14 protein-coding genes are annotated in these 17638 nt (G+C 49.3%); 12 read left to right on the forward strand and 2 right to left on the reverse strand.

Going from position 1 to position 17638, the window contains the following annotated elements:
* Position 1 precedes the first annotated feature (1 nt).
* From J2Z70_RS29320 to J2Z70_RS29355, 8 genes are all read left to right on the forward strand, one after another.
* Positions 2–1129 carry a baseplate assembly protein gene (locus tag J2Z70_RS29320; RefSeq protein WP_209878885.1) on the forward strand — a complete coding sequence of 376 codons (1128 nt, stop codon included), beginning with the start codon at positions 2–4 and terminating at the stop codon, positions 1127–1129.
* A complete protein-coding gene (locus J2Z70_RS29325) occupies positions 1122–1673 on the forward strand; it encodes a phage tail protein I (protein ID WP_209878887.1) in 552 nt (183 codons plus the stop codon). The genes J2Z70_RS29320 and J2Z70_RS29325 overlap by 8 nt, the downstream gene beginning before the upstream one ends.
* Positions 1674–1685: 12 nt before the next feature.
* Positions 1686–8120, forward strand: coding sequence for a phage tail-collar fiber domain-containing protein (locus J2Z70_RS29330; protein WP_209878889.1), 6435 nt, complete (start codon positions 1686–1688; stop codon positions 8118–8120).
* Between the two features lie 15 nt (positions 8121–8135).
* Positions 8136–8381 carry a hypothetical protein gene (locus J2Z70_RS29335; RefSeq protein WP_209878891.1) on the forward strand — a complete coding sequence of 82 codons (246 nt, stop codon included), beginning with the start codon at positions 8136–8138 and terminating at the stop codon, positions 8379–8381.
* 323 nt (positions 8382–8704) lie between these two features.
* A complete protein-coding gene (locus J2Z70_RS29340) occupies positions 8705–9397 on the forward strand; it encodes a phosphoadenylyl-sulfate reductase (protein ID WP_209878893.1) in 693 nt (230 codons plus the stop codon).
* A 134-nt stretch (positions 9398–9531) separates the two neighbouring features.
* A complete protein-coding gene (sat, locus tag J2Z70_RS29345; RefSeq protein WP_209878895.1) occupies positions 9532–10707 on the forward strand; it encodes a sulfate adenylyltransferase in 1176 nt (391 codons plus the stop codon).
* Between the two features lie 85 nt (positions 10708–10792).
* A complete protein-coding gene (gene cwlD / locus J2Z70_RS29350; protein WP_209878897.1) occupies positions 10793–11539 on the forward strand; it encodes an N-acetylmuramoyl-L-alanine amidase CwlD in 747 nt (248 codons plus the stop codon).
* Positions 11540–11634: 95 nt separating this feature from the next.
* Positions 11635–12744, forward strand: coding sequence for an Mrp/NBP35 family ATP-binding protein (locus tag J2Z70_RS29355; RefSeq protein WP_209878899.1), 1110 nt, complete (start codon positions 11635–11637; stop codon positions 12742–12744).
* An 83-nt stretch (positions 12745–12827) separates the two neighbouring features.
* Here J2Z70_RS29355 and gerD read toward each other — a convergent pair whose 3' ends face one another.
* A complete protein-coding gene (gene gerD, locus J2Z70_RS29360; RefSeq protein ID WP_036721773.1) occupies positions 12828–13532 on the reverse strand; it encodes a spore germination lipoprotein GerD in 705 nt (234 codons plus the stop codon).
* A gap of 127 nt (positions 13533–13659) precedes the next feature.
* Between gerD and J2Z70_RS29365 the strand changes: the two genes are divergently transcribed.
* On the forward strand, positions 13660–14250 hold the full coding sequence (locus J2Z70_RS29365; RefSeq protein WP_076081762.1) for a KinB-signaling pathway activation protein: 591 nt from the start codon (positions 13660–13662) through the stop codon (positions 14248–14250).
* 134 nt (positions 14251–14384) lie between these two features.
* Entirely contained in the window at positions 14385–15206 is an 822-nt protein-coding gene (locus J2Z70_RS29370; protein WP_036721770.1) for a PPK2 family polyphosphate kinase, read from the forward strand.
* A 21-nt stretch (positions 15207–15227) separates the two neighbouring features.
* Here the strand turns inward: J2Z70_RS29370 and pdaB are convergent, their stop codons facing one another.
* Positions 15228–16031 carry a polysaccharide deacetylase family sporulation protein PdaB gene (gene pdaB, locus J2Z70_RS29375; protein WP_036721768.1) on the reverse strand — a complete coding sequence of 268 codons (804 nt, stop codon included), beginning with the start codon at positions 16029–16031 and terminating at the stop codon, positions 15228–15230.
* Between the two features lie 190 nt (positions 16032–16221).
* Here pdaB and J2Z70_RS29380 point away from each other — a divergent pair, with 190 nt between their 5' ends.
* Together J2Z70_RS29380 and J2Z70_RS29385 are read left to right on the forward strand one after the other, a co-directional pair.
* Complete coding sequence (locus tag J2Z70_RS29380; protein WP_245368611.1) at positions 16222–16776, forward strand: stage II sporulation protein M; 555 nt, start codon at positions 16222–16224, stop codon at positions 16774–16776.
* Positions 16777–17013: 237 nt separating this feature from the next.
* Positions 17014–17244 (forward strand): hypothetical protein, encoded by a 231-nt coding sequence (locus tag J2Z70_RS29385; protein ID WP_036692450.1) that lies wholly within the window; start codon positions 17014–17016, stop codon positions 17242–17244.
* The last annotated feature ends 394 nt before the right edge of the window (positions 17245–17638 follow it).

The raw sequence follows: 17638 nt of genomic DNA on the forward strand, positions 1-17638 counted from the left end.
ATTGGAATATGCTGAATTACCGGATATCCGCTTTTCGGAGGAGGATGCAGCAGCCATACAGCAGAATGTCATCACTGTATATGAAGGCCTTGCCGGACGCACTCTACAGCCTGCCGATCCGGTGCGGCTTTTTTTGTCTTCGCTCGCAGCGGTGATTATCCAGCAAAAGGTGCTGATCAATCAGACCGCCAAAGGAAATTTATTGCGGTATGCCTCGGGAGCGTTATTGGATCACATGGGGGCTTTTCAAGGATCGAAGCGGTTAGAGGCATCTGCGGCAATCGTTACGCTTGAGTTTGCTTTGTCCATCCCGCTGGCTTCAGCGACCCCTATACCGGCAGGGACACGCGTCGGAGTACAGGGAGGGAAGGGCACGATTTATTTTATAACCATGGAGTACTTGGAGATTCCTCCGGGAGAGACTGCGGGAATGATCAAGGCAAAATGCTCCGAATCGGGGACAACAGGGAACGGGTTCTTGCCCGGGCAGATTAATGTTCAAATGGACCCGCTGCCTTTTGTCCAGTCGGTAACGAATCTGACCACCAGCTCTGGCGGCGCTGCTGCTGAGACGGATGAAGCCTTCAAGGAACGTATCCGCCATGCGCCGGAATCGTACTCAACGGCCGGGCCTCAGGGAGCATATGAATTCTGGGCCAAGTCCGCTTCCTCGGCAATTAAGGATATTCATGCCTTCTCTCCGGCGCCCGGGCGTGTAACCGTGGTTCCCTTACTGGCAGAAGGGGAAATTCCAGGGGAAGATGTTCTGAATTCAATTGCCGAAACTTTGGAGGACAGGGGAATCCGGCCGCTGACAGATCAGGTAACCGTGAGTGCGCCGCAGCCTGTCAGTTATAATACTGCGCTGACCTATTATATTAGCCGCAGCCGGGCTGCTGAGGTTCCGGGTATCCAGGCGGCAGTATCGGCAGCTGTTGCTGCTTATCAGCTATGGCAGCGCTCCAAGCTTGGCAGGGATATCAACCCGTCAGAGCTAATATCCCGTGTTATGGCTGCCGGGGCACTACGGGTGACGGTAACAGAGCCCGTGTATAAAACCATGTCCGCAACCCAAGTGGCTCGATCCGGCACAACGGCACTGACTTATGGGGGGCTGGCAGATGATTAATATCCAGACCCTAAGCCTGAGCGATCTGCTCCCGCCTTCCATTCGTAAGGACCCTGCCATGGCCGCGGCTGCGGCTGCGTTAGATATACAGTTGCAAGAGACAACCGCTATGATCGCCGGTCTGAATATATTCAGCCGGTCAGCGGAATGGACAGATGCGGAAACGGATGAGCTGGCCTGGCAATTCAAGCCGCCGTATTATGATCCGGCTCTGCCTGTGGAACAGAAGCGGCTGCTGATTCAAAATGCAATTCCTTTTCACAGACACAAAGGAACTGCCAGTGCAGTAGAAGATCTGATCGCCATCCTGTTTGGCCAGGGGGCAGTCGAAGAATGGTGGCAATATGGAGGAGACCCTTATCATTTTCGGGTGGTCACCAACAATGCGGATGTGACTGCTGCACGGGCCCAGGAATTCATTGCCGCTGTCGATGCGGTTAAGAGGTTGTCTGCCGTATTGGATAGCGTCACTATTTCGCAAGCGGAGCCGCTGCCTCTTTATATGGGCGGCTTTTTACATTTTGGGGAACACATTCAGATTTAGGGAGGGAATCATGTGGCAGTATTTGGAGGCATGACACTGACCAATAAAGGTCTTGTGCTGCAGGGGAAAGCCCAAGCGGGGGGCAAGTTGAATTATACCCGCATTGCTGTAGGCGATGGTTCACTTACAGGACAAGCTGTTCCAGCGATGAATGGCCTGATTTCTCAAAAAATCAATTTGCCGATTACACGAATAACTACACAGCCGCCTAATAAAGCGATTATTGGTTCGGTGCTGCGGAACGCGGATGTCTCTACAGGATTTTACTGGCGTGAAGTAGGAGTCTTCGCACAAGACCCGGATGCGGGGGAAATTCTCTACGCCTACGCTAATGCCGGAGTAACCGCAGACTACATTCCGCCAGGCGGCGGATCAGACATTATCGAGAAAACGTTCGATTGTGTCGTAGTGGTAGGCACAGCCGCCAATATTACCGCAGTCATTGATGAGTCGCTGGTGTTTGCGAAGAAGACCGAACTGGATGCAGTGGATGCTGCTAAGGTGGATAAAGTATCCGGCAAGGGTCTGTCCGCTAATGATTACACCACAGCTGAGAAGAATAAGCTGGCCGGGATCACAGCAGGAGCAGGCGGTGCAGGCTCTGCAACAGACACGGTTATTGGCAGCCGGACGATATCTGATACGACTGCACCAACAGGAGACAGCGGCACCGTCACCAATCTGTTGGGTTGGCTGGCAAACACGGTCAAATCCATTACAGGCAAGTCTTCCTGGCGGACAGCTCCGGCCACAACACTGGAGGCGGCTAAGGCGCATGCGGATGATGCTACGCGGCACCTTAACGCTGCGGATAGGGCGGCAATATCCGGGGCTATACCTTCATCGCAAAGGAATATTGCAAATGGGGTAGCGGCACTAGATAATGCATCACTGATAGTGGGTCAAGGGGTGAGACTCGGGGGAAGCGAACAGTACATGGAAAAGGTGTTCTCGTTCCAAACCGTTAATGGTACCGTTAATCAGAAAATAGACTACAGTTTTGGTCCAGCCGTCATGTCTGGATTTATTGAGGTGACAGTAACTGGGGCTTGGGGTAACGCTTCATCTGAAGGCAGATTGACAAAGCGGATGGATGTTATGGGTAGCACTGCGGGCACCATTAACCGCCAAAGCTCGCAGTACACTGAAGTTTCCGGTGCTATTAGAGGGCTTCTATCAATTTCAGACGTTTACTGGAAAGATGGCAAGTGGACCGTAACAGTGGAAGCGAGAACTAGCGCAGGTAACAACTACACTACCCACATTAAGCATCACGGACCACTTGGGGCCAAAGATTGGATGCAGGGGAGCATCTACACAGGCGCAGCTACTACCTTACCTTTGGCGGTGCAGGTTATCCCGGATGATACAAAAACAAAAAGCGGGCAGCAGGTTGAAACAACTGTAGGTGCTCAAGCTAAGGCAGACGCAGCGCAGGCTGCAGCCATTGCCTACACTGATACAAAGATAGGCCGGGTAGACTTGACCCAAACTCTGGGGCCGGGCACATCGGTAGTGACGGCGGACGCTAATGGCTCGGAGCTGGATTTGGTGGTTCAGGGGCGGACACTGGTGAACCTATTAGGTAAATTAGGAAATGCAGAGAGTCTTGACGGGTGGTCAAAATCAGGAACAACACCAGCTCTTAGCTCCACTCAAAAACGTTCCGGTGCATCATCTTTCAAGTTTTCAACCTTGTCTACTGGCTCGTATATAGCGAAGGTCTTTCCGGCCTTGGATACATCTAAAGCCTATATCCTTGGAGTATGGGCCTATATTGAATCCTTCACCCAGGTAAATGGTGGGGCTTTAACGATTACTATACGGGATGCAGACGGGAACAACATACGGTACGGTGCCGCAGCAAATACTTCTCTTACGGGTCAATGGCAGTTTCTACAAGCCAAAATACCAATCGGGCATACGGTCTTAGGCTCTGGCTTTACATTGCTGGCCGGATTGGTTGGATCGAGTAATGCGGTGGCTTATATGGATGATATCCGTCTGTACGAAATCAGCGCCGCTGAATACGCCGCCATTGGTACGACGATCGCCAGTGAGCAGATTGACGCCTATTGGCCGTATGTTGACTGCAAGCAGCACGTTCAAGGTGTGGCGATCAGCAAACAGGGGCTAAACCTGCTGCCACTCTTTCTGCCAGCCAATTTCACCACCAATAACGTAGCTGTAATTTTCAATGGAGACAATGTTGTAATCCCTGCTGCTCAGGGTGCAGGAACCTTCATAATGGCATCTGATGATATAGCTGCGCAGCCGGTAGCCTACACATTGTCTGCTGATCCAGGGCAGTCTTACAGATTTATCGTGCGGTTGTTGGATGCTTCAGGTGCGATAATAACAACGGCCGCTGGGATGCAAGGCTTTACTTACAATAGCTACTATCAGGGGTTTCTTAAAATAGCTGAAACTGTAACATTCACACCACCTGAGCAGACAAAGGCAATGAGGATAGGATTTGGGTCTTTTGCAAGCGACATAGGCGGGGTTACCTCTATTGTATCAAAGGCGCAGCTTGAATTCGGCAGCGCGGTCACTCCGTTCACACCAGTGGAGCCGCAGAGCGTAATCCTCCCGGTCATGCTCGGGCAGATCGGGGATGTGCGGGACAGTGTGTATAGCGCTGGTGGCGAGTGGATGTATTTGGAGCGGGTACGTAAAAGTATGGTGCTTGATGGAGCAAGAGGTTGGGTGTGGGGGAGCAATTCTACAGGATACAAAACTGCTATTCTATATCTTGCGGACATTCCGGGAGCCATTCCTTCAAGCGCTGCTTTCAAGGGGATAAAATATGATGGTTCTCTAATGGTATCGGTTTCTGTAAGTGGGCAAAAGGCAGCGGATCAAGTCGGTACTGGCACTGCTGGTATGGCTTTAACAATCGCTAACTCCGATTCAGGGTGGGGGGATGCTTATACTCCCTCTGTCGCGGAAATCAAAGCATATTTTAACGGCTACCGCATGAATAACGGAACTTTTGGCACTCCATACAACGGTAGCGGCACCAAGACATGGACGCTTATTACAGCAGCCAGCAATGCTGGTGCTGTTACAACTGTGCCGACAACACAGTCCCCTATTACAACATCATGGCAACCCTATACACTGGATTACGTGCTGGCGCAGGCTGCGGCCCCGGTTCCGGTTCCCAATGCTGAAGGGAGTATTACCCTCCACCCTGGCGGCAATCAGATCAGCGTGGAGACGGGGGCCATTCAGAGTGAAAAGGCAAACCCCAAAGTACACTCTGACGGTAACTGTTACATTAACAATATTGCGGTAGGTAGCTCTACTTATTTGAGCCAGAAAACTAACAAGATTTTAGCAGTATACAAGGGAGCAGATATTGATACTAAATGGACACTTCTATCAAATCACGGTAGCGGCTACGGTGGTGGACAGGCATATATAGCTACTGGCAACTTTGATGCTAATGCATCCTATTACGTTACCTATATTGCCCTGGACAAATATGTACTCACTGCTAATGTCACAGAGACCGCAGCAACATGGCGGACGGGGCTGGGCGGCGTAGTATCCGATGTAGTCCAGAGTGTCGCGGAGCTGCGGCAAGATAATGACCAGCAGGACTTTGCGGACGACTATATCGAGGCGAAGGTCGATAACCTGAAGTTGGATATAGTAGATGGCTCGGCGCTGCCTGACACTATCCAAAAGCACCAGCTTACCGGAAACTCTGGTTTAGGAAAAGGCGGGAATCCTACGGTTAGTCCTAATACATTGCTTGACACTGGCATCTATACACTAACCTTCTCAAGCCCTGATCTACCGGTGTCAGGATCAACAACAACTGTATTTGTCAAAAGATACAATTCCGCATATATCATTCAAGAAGCCGATGTTTTTGCAACGGTCAATACAATCACGGTTATCAGAAAGTTTACAAGAGAAAGCAGGAATAGCGGAAGTAGTTGGTCAACTTGGCGAGAACTGAAAATGAAAGCTTCCCCATTGGCTAATAACACGGATTTAAACACCCTCGTTTATGAGGGGCAATTTTACGCCGTTTCAAATGCTTCAGCAGCAACAATAACAAATCAACCGCCTGTCGGAGGAAACTACTGCTTCAATCTAGATGTTAAGACAACAGTAAGTGCCGATGGAACGGGCTGCAACCAAACGATAACCTACTACAGCACTTCTGCATCAAGTCCAACTATATTCACTCGTAATTTCTACCAAACTATCTGGACAAATTGGCAGCAGATTGAAACAGCAGCAGTTAAAAATGTTGCCGGAGGGTATGCCGGGCTGGATAGTTCGGGGGACATCGCCCTTACAGTGATTCCAGATGTGGTCCAGAAGTACAGTATCACCAAAGACGATGGTAAAGCGATACAACTGTCTGGAGGAACAGACCTAAATACAGTGCTAACTATAGGGTTCTATACGATCAACAACCCTGGGAACTCTCCTATCACAAGTCTTTGGGTGCACCTCCTCGTCCAAACACACTCAGGAGCTTCAGATGGGACTAATTATGTTGTCCAAAGGGTGATGAATCTAAATGAAACTGGAACGCCCCCTGAGTGGATTAGACGGAGAGTTAACGGTACTTGGACCTCTTGGGTAAGCGTTCCAAACAGCAGTCTGTACAACGTTGCAAACGGAATAGCGGGTTTAACCTCCAGCGCTGTTTTACCGGACAACATCATACCGCAGTCTATTACCAGAAGAGTACCTCTGACGAACCAGCTACAGAAAAGTTCATACTACCGATCCGTTATAGCGTTGTGCGAGCTAACAAACACGAATCCAAGCTACAATTCTTATAGCAATGGGTTGTTAACTATGCATCGTGGTAACGGTCTGAGCGGGCAAGTAACGGCGCTTGTGAATGCAGAGAAACGGTATAATACAACGACCATGAACTATTCTGCGTTTCGTATAGGCGCGACAGTGCAGGTGTTCCGCCCATGCACCTTCACATATAACGGTGTTAAGTATGGCGGTATCGACTTGTATATTACAGATGCAGAGTTTTCCTTTGTGGAGTTCAACGGGGCGACCAACTTTGGTATATTTGCAGTAGATTACTACAATAATCAGACGTCAACTAAGCTAAATTCCGAGATATTTGATTCCTTAAACACGACAACGGATTATACGTATGTTAACGACATCAGCTTAAATGGTTCGGGATTAAACGCTGAACGTGTTGCAGGTAAAACCTTGGCCGAAGTGGTTCAGGGTTCTTTGTCATTCGCCGTCACCACCGGTACAGCAACAGCCTTAGTTGCTTCAATTAGTCCGGCTCCGGTTGCCCTTACAGCGGGGTTGCGAGTCACCATTAAAACTCACGTGGCCACATCGGGCCCGATCACGCTTAACGTCAATGGCCTGGGGGCCAAGTCCATCAAAAAGCCAAACGGCAATAATCCGCCGTTGGTGCAGGGCGGGGTGTACACGGTAGTCTATGATGGAACGGCTTTTATCTTACAGGGTGAAGGGGGTGAGTATGGTACAGCAACTGCATCCCATGTTTTAAGTGGGTATTCTATTGGCACAGAGAATGGAGTCGTGAACGGAGAAATAAGTAATAATGGTCCTGGTGGAACAATAACCCCAAACGCTAATGTACAAACAAAACCAGCGGGATTTTATAGTAGCGCTATTTCGATCTCTGGAGTAGCGGTTCCTGTGGATAAAGTATTAAATGGAACAACTATTGCTGGCAGTTTAGGAACAATGCCAAACAGATCAGCGGAAAATAACAATATGCCTCCACAGGAAACGGCATATTGGCCAGTGGGAGCTTATAATAATCCGTATGCCAAAGTGCACTTTCGTCCCCCTGCGGGATATTATAATGGATCTACCTGGATTTCTGCTGATTCTGCAGACATGCTGCCTGAAAATGTACTTGCAGGGAAATCTATATTTGGGATGAAAGGTAATATTCCGAATAGAACGAATGACCAACAGGCTGTGACTTCATGGACTAACGGAGCTGGTGCACTGTCCCTTGGTTTTCCTACTGGGGCATATCTCACGAGTAGCGGTTTTGGTGCAGGTATTGCATCAGTTGCAATTACTAATGGAAACTTTACTTCTGGTAACATTCGAAGTGGAGTTAACATATTCGGAGTTGTTGGAAATCTAAAACCTATATCTTCGGCAAGCGGAATCATATGGGCAGGTGGATCAATTACAATTTCAGGGTTAGGATTCAGGCCTAAAGTTTTTTCATTTTCTTATAATCCCAATGGAGAATCATGGACTAATATTTGGGGCTATTTTATCGATAGTTCAATTTTAGCCTCTCCCTATAGCAGAGAGATTCTAAGCGTTTATGATTCCGGAGGATCTATAAGTGCCAATGTTACTATTTTAGATAATGGAATTACCATATCCAATAGCTACAATCAAATCGCTACCCAAAATTATTTATGGTCAGCATGGGGCTGAGAAAGGATTGAGATAATGAATATTGGTAGGAAAATTTATTATGAAAAGTCTACAGGAAATGTCCTCGTAGATACTGGGGAAAGATCTGGTGATGTAATCGAAACTACGCAAGAGCAGGATTTTGAATCCTTTAAATCACTTGTGCAGAGAGTACCTGAATCGGTTGGGGTAATTAAATTGGGGTATGGTCAGTATGGCGAGGACTTCGCAGCAGCAAGCGGTTACCGGATTAATCTAGATACAGAAGAACTGGAGTTTTAATTATGAATCAGTTAAAGAGCCGAAGTAGGGTTGACCAAATATCAAACAATAACAAATTGGATTAGGCACACTTTGTTTTTTAATTTCCAAAATGAGATATTAATTTCATCCATCAAAAAGGCCTCTCCAGAAACGGAGAGGTCTTTTTTTGTTTTAAATCAAGTTAATCTTAATCAGGGTTAAATTCCACTCCAGACTTTATTCCAAATTGAACAAAACCCATTGACTTCGCCGGATAAACGGATATACTATATCTTATAGAATTAGTCGGGATTAACCTCGTAGGTTTCGATCTTGACGATATCCGGATGGAGGAAACTAAGATGAACCTGCTCGAGAAAGAGGATTTAATCAAAGTGAAAGCGGAAGAGCTGGAGAATGCTTCTCCCGAGGAGATTATCCGCTGGGCGGTGGAGACCTTTCCGAATATAACCTTTGCCTGCAGCTTCGGGGCGGAGGATGTGGTGCTGGTGGATATGATCCAGAAGGTGAGTCCTTCGACAGATGTGTTCTATTTAGATACGGATTATCATTTCAAGGAAACCTATGAGACTAGAGATGTTATGGCTGATAAGTACGGGATGGAATTCGTCCGGGTGTCTCCGCAGATTACGGTGGAGGAGCAGGCCTTGCAGTATGGGGAGGCCCTATGGAATACTGACCCTAACCAGTGCTGCGCAATCCGTAAGGTTGAACCGCTGACCCGTATTCTCTCACAATACGACGCTTGGATTACCGGGATTCGCCGGGATCAGGCCCCTACCCGGGCCAATGCGAAGAAGATAGAATATGATAATAAGTTCGGGCTGGTCAAGTTCAATCCGATTGCGAACTGGACTACAGAGGATGTGTGGAATTATATCCGCGAGAATGATGTAGTCTACAATCCGCTGCATGACCGCAATTTCCCGAGCATCGGCTGTGAGCAATGCACCCGGGCTGTTATGCCTGGTGAAGATCCGCGTGCCGGCAGATGGTCCGGTTCGGACAAGACAGAATGCGGATTGCACAAATAAGATACGCCTAAATAAGTATCGCTCAGATATGATCACTAATCACTAATTTATCCGCACTTATTTACCCGCACGCACTAAATTACCAGCACTCTATACAGCACTGCACAGGCTTTGCACAGGAGGAGAGAACAGGGATGACTTCAATACTTCCTCACGGAGGAACGCTGATCCGGCGCATAGCCGACGGAGAAGAGAGAGAAGAACTGCTGAAGCAAGCTTCAGGCCAGCAATCGATTGCCCTTAATACTTGGACTTTATCTGATCTGGATTTAATTGGTGTAGGCGCCTTCTCGCCGCTCACCGGATTCTTGAACGAAGAGGATTATCACTCGGTAGTAAGCAATATGCGACTGGCTAACGGTACAGTATGGAGTATACCGGTTACGCTGGCAGTGGCTGAGGATCTGGCGGCAACTCTTGCAGTTGGAGACAGAGTGACACTTACGGGTGAAGAAGACGGTGTCATCTACGGTCTGCTGGATATCGAGAGCATCTACACAGTAGACCAGCAGGTTGAAGCACAGAATGTGTTCAAAACAACCGATCCCGCACATCCCGGAGTCAGCAAGCTGCTGTCCCGTCCAGCGACCTATGTAGGCGGACCTATAACGGTACTGAACCGCCCGCAGCCGGAGAAATTTGCTGAATTCTATTTTGACCCCGCCGAGACCCGCCAGATCTTCGCAGATAAAGGCTGGAGAACGGTTGTAGGCTTCCAGACGCGTAACCCCGTACATCGTGCGCATGAGTATATCCAGAAGTGCGCTATGGAGGTTGTAGACGCCCTGTTCCTCAATCCCCTGGTAGGGGAGACCAAGTCGGATGATGTTCCGGCCAACGTGCGGATGAAGAGTTATCTGGCCTTGCTGGAGAATTATTACCCGGAGAACCGTACGTTCCTAGGTGTCTTCCCGGCAGCGATGCGTTATGCGGGCCCTCGTGAAGCCATTTTCCATGCCATGGTGCGCAAGAATTACGGCTGTACACACTTCATTGTCGGGCGTGACCATGCAGGTGTGGGAGATTATTACGGTACGTATGAAGCACAGGAGATCTTTGCTAACTTCACCGCCGAGGAGCTTGGGATTACACCGCTATTCTTCGAGCACAGCTTCTTCTGTGTGAAGTGCGGCAACATGGCCTCCAGCAAAACCTGTCCGCACCCGGCAGACCAGCATTTGACGCTCTCGGGTACGAAGGTACGGGCGCTGCTGCGTGACGGGCAATGTCCGCCTCCTGAATTCACCCGCCCTGAGGTGGCGCAAATCCTGATTGAAGGCATGTCACCGGAAGCCGCTGTGAAGTCCTAATCGAATAGGGAGCATAGCCAGTACTATTTGGCCCTCTTGTCCCATATAGATGAGTAGAATCTATCGGGACGAGGGGGTCTTTGTTATGTCTGGAGGGCAGAAGCATAAAGTCTCGGTCTGGATCTCTTGGCGCAGCATCAAAAAAGGTATCCTGGGCGCTGTGCTGCTCACGATAATGATCGGAATCATTGCCTACGACATGCCGACTGCGAGGACGGTCAATTATTGGAGCCTGCCGCTCTCCGGCAAGGTGATTGCCATTGATGCAGGTCATGGGGGACCGGACGGGGGAGCAGTGAGCCGCTCAGGCCTGATTGAGAAGGATATCAATCTCTCCGTGTCGCTGTATCTGCGCGATTATCTGCAGCAGGCTGGGGCGATTGTGGTGATGACCCGTGAAGGCGATTATGATCTGGCCCAGGGCAGCACCAAGGGGTACGCAAGACGCAAGACGGAGGATCTGAAGCAGCGGGTGCGGAGCATTGAAGAGAAGGGCGCCGATCTGTTTGTCAGCGTACATATGAACAGTATTCCCTCCAACCGCTGGAGCGGGGCGCAGACCTTCTATTATCCAAGCAGCGAGAGGAACAAGGCCTTGGCCGGGCTGGTTCAGGATGAGCTGAGAGCTACACTTGAGAATACGGACCGCGTGGCGAAGACGGCGAATACCATTTATTTGTTAAAAGTGTTAAAGATGCCGTCCGTGCTCGTTGAGGTAGGATTCCTGTCACATCCTCAGGAGTCCTTGCTCCTAGGGGATGATCTGTATCAGCGGAAAGTGGCAACCAGCATCTACCGGGGCATCCTGCGGTACAGCTCCGAGCAGCCATAGCGGCATAGGGTGGGACTACTCTTCCCTCCGGGGGTAATGCTATAATAGGTACAAATACCGGGGCTTACCGCCGGATAGGAACAGAGGTGCTTTCCATGCAGACCAGGGAACAAATTCAGGAACTTTTACAGCCGCTTACAGACCCGGAATCCGGAAAAAGCCTGATCGAACTACAGTTAATCCGCGATATCATGATCAAGGAGGACCGTATTTCGTTATCCATCGTATGTCTGGATTCGGATGAGAAGAAGCGGATGGAGCTGGAGCAGCAGGTACGTGACCTGCTTACGGCGGGCGGAGCAGAACAGATTCATATCCGCCTGCGTGATGCCACCGATTATGAACGGGCTATGCTTCGCGGAGAGGGCAGCGGGGACGAGCTGGATTCAGATGAAGGGGAGAAGCTCAAAGGACACGCAGCAGGCCTTGAGGGGCATGAGCTGATTAACGAGAACTCAGGGGTGAACTTCATCGCGATCGCCAGCGGCAAGGGCGGGGTCGGAAAATCAACAGTAACCGTGAATTTGGCGGTGGCACTGGCCCGTAAGGGCAAGAGAGTCGGCCTGATCGATGCAGATATTTACGGCTTCAGTATCCCGGACATGATGGGAATTGAAGAAGGGCCGATCGTGGAAGAAGGAACGATTATTCCGGTAGAACGCTTCGGCGTCAAGGTCATGTCGATGGGCTTCTTTATCCGGGAGAATAGTCCGGTGATCTGGAGAGGACCGATGCTTGGCAAAATGCTGCGCCAGTTCTTCGCTGATGTCGGCTGGGGGGAACTCGATTACCTGCTGCTGGATCTGCCTCCAGGTACGGGCGATGTGGCCCTTGATGTCCACCAGATGCTGCCGCACAGCAAGGAGATCATTGTCACTACCCCTCATGCTACAGCTGCCTTTGTGGCAGCGAGAGCAGGCTCTATGGCTCTGCAGACCGAGCATGAGATTCTTGGCGTCATTGAGAATATGGCGTACTACGAATGCTCCTCCTGCGGCAAAAAGGATTATATCTTCGGCAGAGGCGGCGGAGCCCGTCTGGCGGAAACGCTGCATACAGAGCTGCTGGCCCAGGTGCCGCTGGGTGCTCCGGACAACCATATTTCCGAGCCGGACTTTTCACCGTCAGTATATAAGGCGGATACGGCTACCGGAATATTGTTCGCAGACATTGCAGACAAGCTGATTGCCAAGTACGAGCAATAATCACCTTTTGACCTTGAACGCACATAAACAAATAAGGCCATGTCCCATCCACGGGGCAAGGCCTTATTTTAAAATATAAGAGGTTAAGAACCCGAACCGGAATCGTCTCCGCCTTCCTGCTTCTGGCTGTCACCGCCCTGCTTGTCCTCCCCGCCGCTGCCGCCTTTACCCCCATCCTTTTTCTCAACCTTAGGCTGCAGTTCATCCTGGACCACGGATTTGAGAAGCGTAAGTACTTCCATTCGGAATAGCGGGTTCTGCATAGCCTCCTGCATAATCGTCATGGACTGCTTGCGGTAATCCGGAGTCTTCGTAAGATCGAGGAACATTTTCGTCATTTCGGGCGACTTCATAATTTCTCCAACCGACTTCTGATAAGTGGGGTCCTTGATCAATTGAAGATGAAGTTCCTTGCTCTGTTTATTAATCGCTTTGGCGAAATCGCCGGCAAACTGCGGATCAGTCATGATTTTTTCAATTTCCTTCTGATACTCCGGCGCGGTGAGGGTATCTTTAACAGCGAGCCGGATCTGCTCCGTGGTTTGCATAGGCATCATCTTCATGCTTAAGCCGCTGGCGGCGCTGCCCTCTTCTGAGCTTGGAGTAGACAAGGCCTCCTCTACAGCCTTTTTCCCTTCATCACTTTTCAATATATCGACAACCATCGTCTTCATTTCCTTATATCCGCCTTGTCCCGAAGAAGAACTGCTCTGTTCGCCCCCGCAGGCCGTCAAGGTGATTATCAAGCCAAGTGCCAAGCCTCCAGACCAGATAGCCCTCCATTTCATTGGCGCTGCCCTCCTTTATAGAATTACTGATTGTAGTATGCCGCGCCAGGGCACATTTATGTTGAAGCGGAATGGTTTTTTGACGGTAACCTTGGTAAAATAAATCTGACACGGGGAGGTGGAAGCGCTGAGCTTGAGAAAATGGTTTTATTTGTTCTGGACCACGCTTTTGATCGGTGCAGGCGGGGCTGTCATTGCTGGACTTGCTCTGCAGATAGGGAATGGCGGTATACAATTTAAAGGCACGGCCGATCTTCTCCTGTATTCCCTGATTCTTTTGGGCTACGGAGTGCTTGTAAGCGTATACGCCCAGCTCGGATTTTTTGCATATCTGATCCTCAACTATACGGGCATCGGGGTGTTCCCGCGCAAGGCGTGGCGTTACATACAGCTGGTGCTGGCCGTGCTGGCGTTGTTTGAGCTGATGTTCCTGCGCACCTTTGTCAGCGGAGACCAGAGCGCCCGGACGGATTTGACGCTAGGTGTGGCTATTCTGTTCACTGCACTTATTGTATCTTGGCTCAAAATGCGCAGCACGAACGCATCAGCCTGGGTTCCGACCTTTTTTTTCATGACAGCCATCACTATAGTGGAGATTATCGGTGTGCTGCGGATCGGCGTGGACAGCGCCACCATCTTTATTCTTGTACCACTTATCGCCTGTAATGCCTTCCAGATTCTGATGCTGCACCGTGTACTGAAGCCGGCCACAATCTGACCATAGCAATCATGCTCAAAACCCCGCCCCTCTGTATACAACCAGGGAGGCGGGGTTTTGGCATTGCCTGTGGGGAGCGGTTAGAATGAAGATGAAGAGGTTAATCTTAAAGAACAGAGTGGAGGAGGGAATATATGAACATCAAGCGCTATATGATAAAAGACACCAGTGAAACACGCCTGAAGGACCTCGATCCTGATGAACGGGGAGACTTCAAATCCAAAGAAGAAGCCGAAGCCAAAATGGAGAAGCTGAAGGAACGGCTGGTCAAGCTGCAGGATATCCTTTTTGCACAGAAAAAGCATTCGCTGCTGGTCATCCTGCAAGGAATGGATTCAAGCGGTAAGGACGGAACCGTCAAACACATCTTCTCCGGCATCAATCCGCAGGGGTTCATCGTAACCAGCTTCAAGAAGCCTTCACTGGAGGAGGAAGCGCACGATTTCCTGTGGAGAGTTCATATGAAGACCCCGCCCAAAGGCTATATTGCCGCATTCAACCGTTCGCATTATGAGGATGTGCTGGTGCCCCGCGTGCATGGCAGTCTTAGCAAGGAGGATGCCAAGCGGCGGTTCCGCTACATCCGCCAGTTCGAGGAGATGCTGGCGGAAGAGGGAACGACGGTCATTAAGCTCTTTCTGCATATCTCCAAGGAGAAGCAGCTGGAGAAGATTAAGGAGCGGCTTGAAGATCCGGCGAAGCACTGGAAATTCGATGCCAGTGATCTGCAGGAACGCGAATACTGGGACGATTATCAAAAGGCGTATGAGGATGTTTTCCAGGAGAGCAGTATAGATAAGGCTCCATGGTACTGGATTCCGGCGAATCACCGCTGGTACCGCAACTATCTGGCGCTGAAGATTGTGGTCAAAACGCTGGAGGGGCTTGACCTGAGCTACCCGAAGCTGAATACACCGACGCCTGATATCTCTCAGCTGATTTCACCGCGTCACTGATGCCATACACAGGTAAGGGAGTTACATTCCTGCAGCGTCTTCCAGGCCATTATTCAGCAAGGCGGAATCGCGGACTTCCTTACCGTTTGCACTGCTTTGGCTGATTAGCTCAGAGACGGTTACGAACTCATACCCCTGGCTGCGGAGCTTATCAATAATCTGAGGCAAGGCTTCATGCGTTTGTTTACAGGAGTCGCTGGCATGCAGCAGCACAATATCTCCGGGATGGGCTTTGCTCGTTACACGGTTAACGATGTTATCCACACCGATGTTCTTCCAGTCCAGTGAGTCCGTGTCCCATTGAATGACTTTATAGCCGAGATCGGTGGCCACCTGCAGGACTCTTTTGTCAAAATCACCGTTAGGCATTCTGATCAGGTTGGGCTGAGAACCGGTTAGCTCCGTCAATACTGTATGGGCAGTACTGATCTGCGTGCGGATTTCATCATTGCTTAGCGTACTGTAGTTCACATGCTTGTGACCGTGGCTGCCAATCTCGAACCCGGCGTCTTTGATGCTTGTAACGATCTCAGGATGGGTTTTGCTCCAAGGTGAGGACAGGAAGAATGTCGCTTTATCCACCTTCTTGTCTTCCAGCACCTTCAGAATCGGCTCAGGCCGTTTCTCTCCCCAGCTGATATCGAAGGTTAAGGCGATCAGCTTCTTTTCCGTCGGCACACTGTAAATGGCAGAAGGGGCAGCTTCAGAGAATACGGTGATATTGCCCCTCTCCACATAGACAACGCCGGCGGTAAGAAGCGCAGCAGCAAAAATGTACAGGAACCGTTTGATCTTTTTGCCGCTAAATACATAAAAAGAATTCATAATGTCAGCGCTCCTCTCCCATGCGAAATGCTTGTTTGTTCTAAATGTATGCTCGTACAGGGCGCTTATGACCTCAGATATGAATCATTCCATACGAAATGCAATTCGGCAGAATCCAAATCAGGAGGTACGCATGTTATCTTTTAATACATTTATCAAGGATCTAAGGACAATTCGCACCGCGCTCCTAATGGCCACAATCCTGTTCATAGCCGGGGGAATCTTGGGCTGGCTCGGCACAGGTAGTCTTCAGCAGCTGCTGAATGAGCAATTGAAGGGGATCAGTAAGATTAGCGGGAATCTTAGAGAGTCGTCCAATCCGCAGTGGAACTTTTTTGTATTCATTTTTCTGAACAATAGTATCAAAAGCGTAGTCATCATTTATCTGGGCGCCTTATTCGGCCTCTTGCCGGCAATCTTCCTGCTCATCAACGGTGCGGTTATCGGCTATCTGATTCATTTGTCCGCGATACAGGGACAGGATCTGTTCACGCTGATTGTAAAAGGACTGCTGCCGCATGGCATCATTGAGATTCCGGCCATCATCATTGCCTGCGCCTTTGGGCTGAAGTTCGGCAGTAAGGTGCTCTCTGCACTCTTTGGAGCGATGAAGCGGAGCGGGGAAGGGGCAATGAATTGGCAGGCCTTTATGCGGCAGACCTTCACCGCTTCGGTCTGGATTGTGATTCTGTTATTTGTGGCAGCAATCATCGAGAGCACAATTACATTTTGGCTTTTATCATAAAATCTTGGGGAATTGTGCATAACAGTAAAGCCGAAACATTTGGATCTGCTGCCAGGTTGAATAAAGAGAGTCCATAAATGGAATTTTCTTATGATAATGGTTATAGGTTCAATACTCCGGTTAATTTAGTGTAAGCACTTCAATAGAGCTTCCCACATCAAATGGCTTTTTTGATTGAGATGAAACGGCGTTTGATGGTTTTGGATAACTATGAATTTCATGAAGGAGGCCAAGCATATGTTGGGGATGTTATTCAATGAGAAGGAATGCAAGGAGCTGGACTATGTTTTGCGCAAAGAGCTGGATGAGATGCTGCTGGATATGAGTGATCAGCGTTTAGATCAGAACATTAGGCATGCGATTGCCAATCGATATAAAACAGTTTTCCGTATGTATGCACGATTTGCTCCACAGAAAGAACTGTCTAAGTATGCGTGGGGTGGACGTTCTTCTCAGTTCAAGCACTAGTTTTGGAGCGGGTTAATAACCGGAATAAATAAAATGAATGGAATAGCTTGACGAAAAGGGAGCCGACATGATACATTATATCTCGCGCTCCTTTTGAATGTTTAAAGAGAAGACGCAGGCAAGAAATAATGAAAAATAACTTTTTCAAAAAAAAGCTTGCCAAACAACGAAACACTATGATATATTATGAAGGTCGCCGCTGAGATGCGGTGAAGAGCTAAAATGAGACATTGATCTTTGAAAACTGAACAACGAGTGAGTGGGAAATCACTTCGGTGAGATCCAAAAATGAGAATGTGAATTCTCGTCAGATGTTTCAAAATGAGCAATCGCTCTTTCTAAATACCAATTTGGAGAGTTTGATCCTGGCTCAGGACGAACGCTGGCGGCATGC

This window comes from Paenibacillus silagei (genome assembly GCF_017874735.1).
Lineage (GTDB): Bacteria > Bacillota > Bacilli > Paenibacillales > Paenibacillaceae > Paenibacillus_AQ > Paenibacillus_AQ silagei.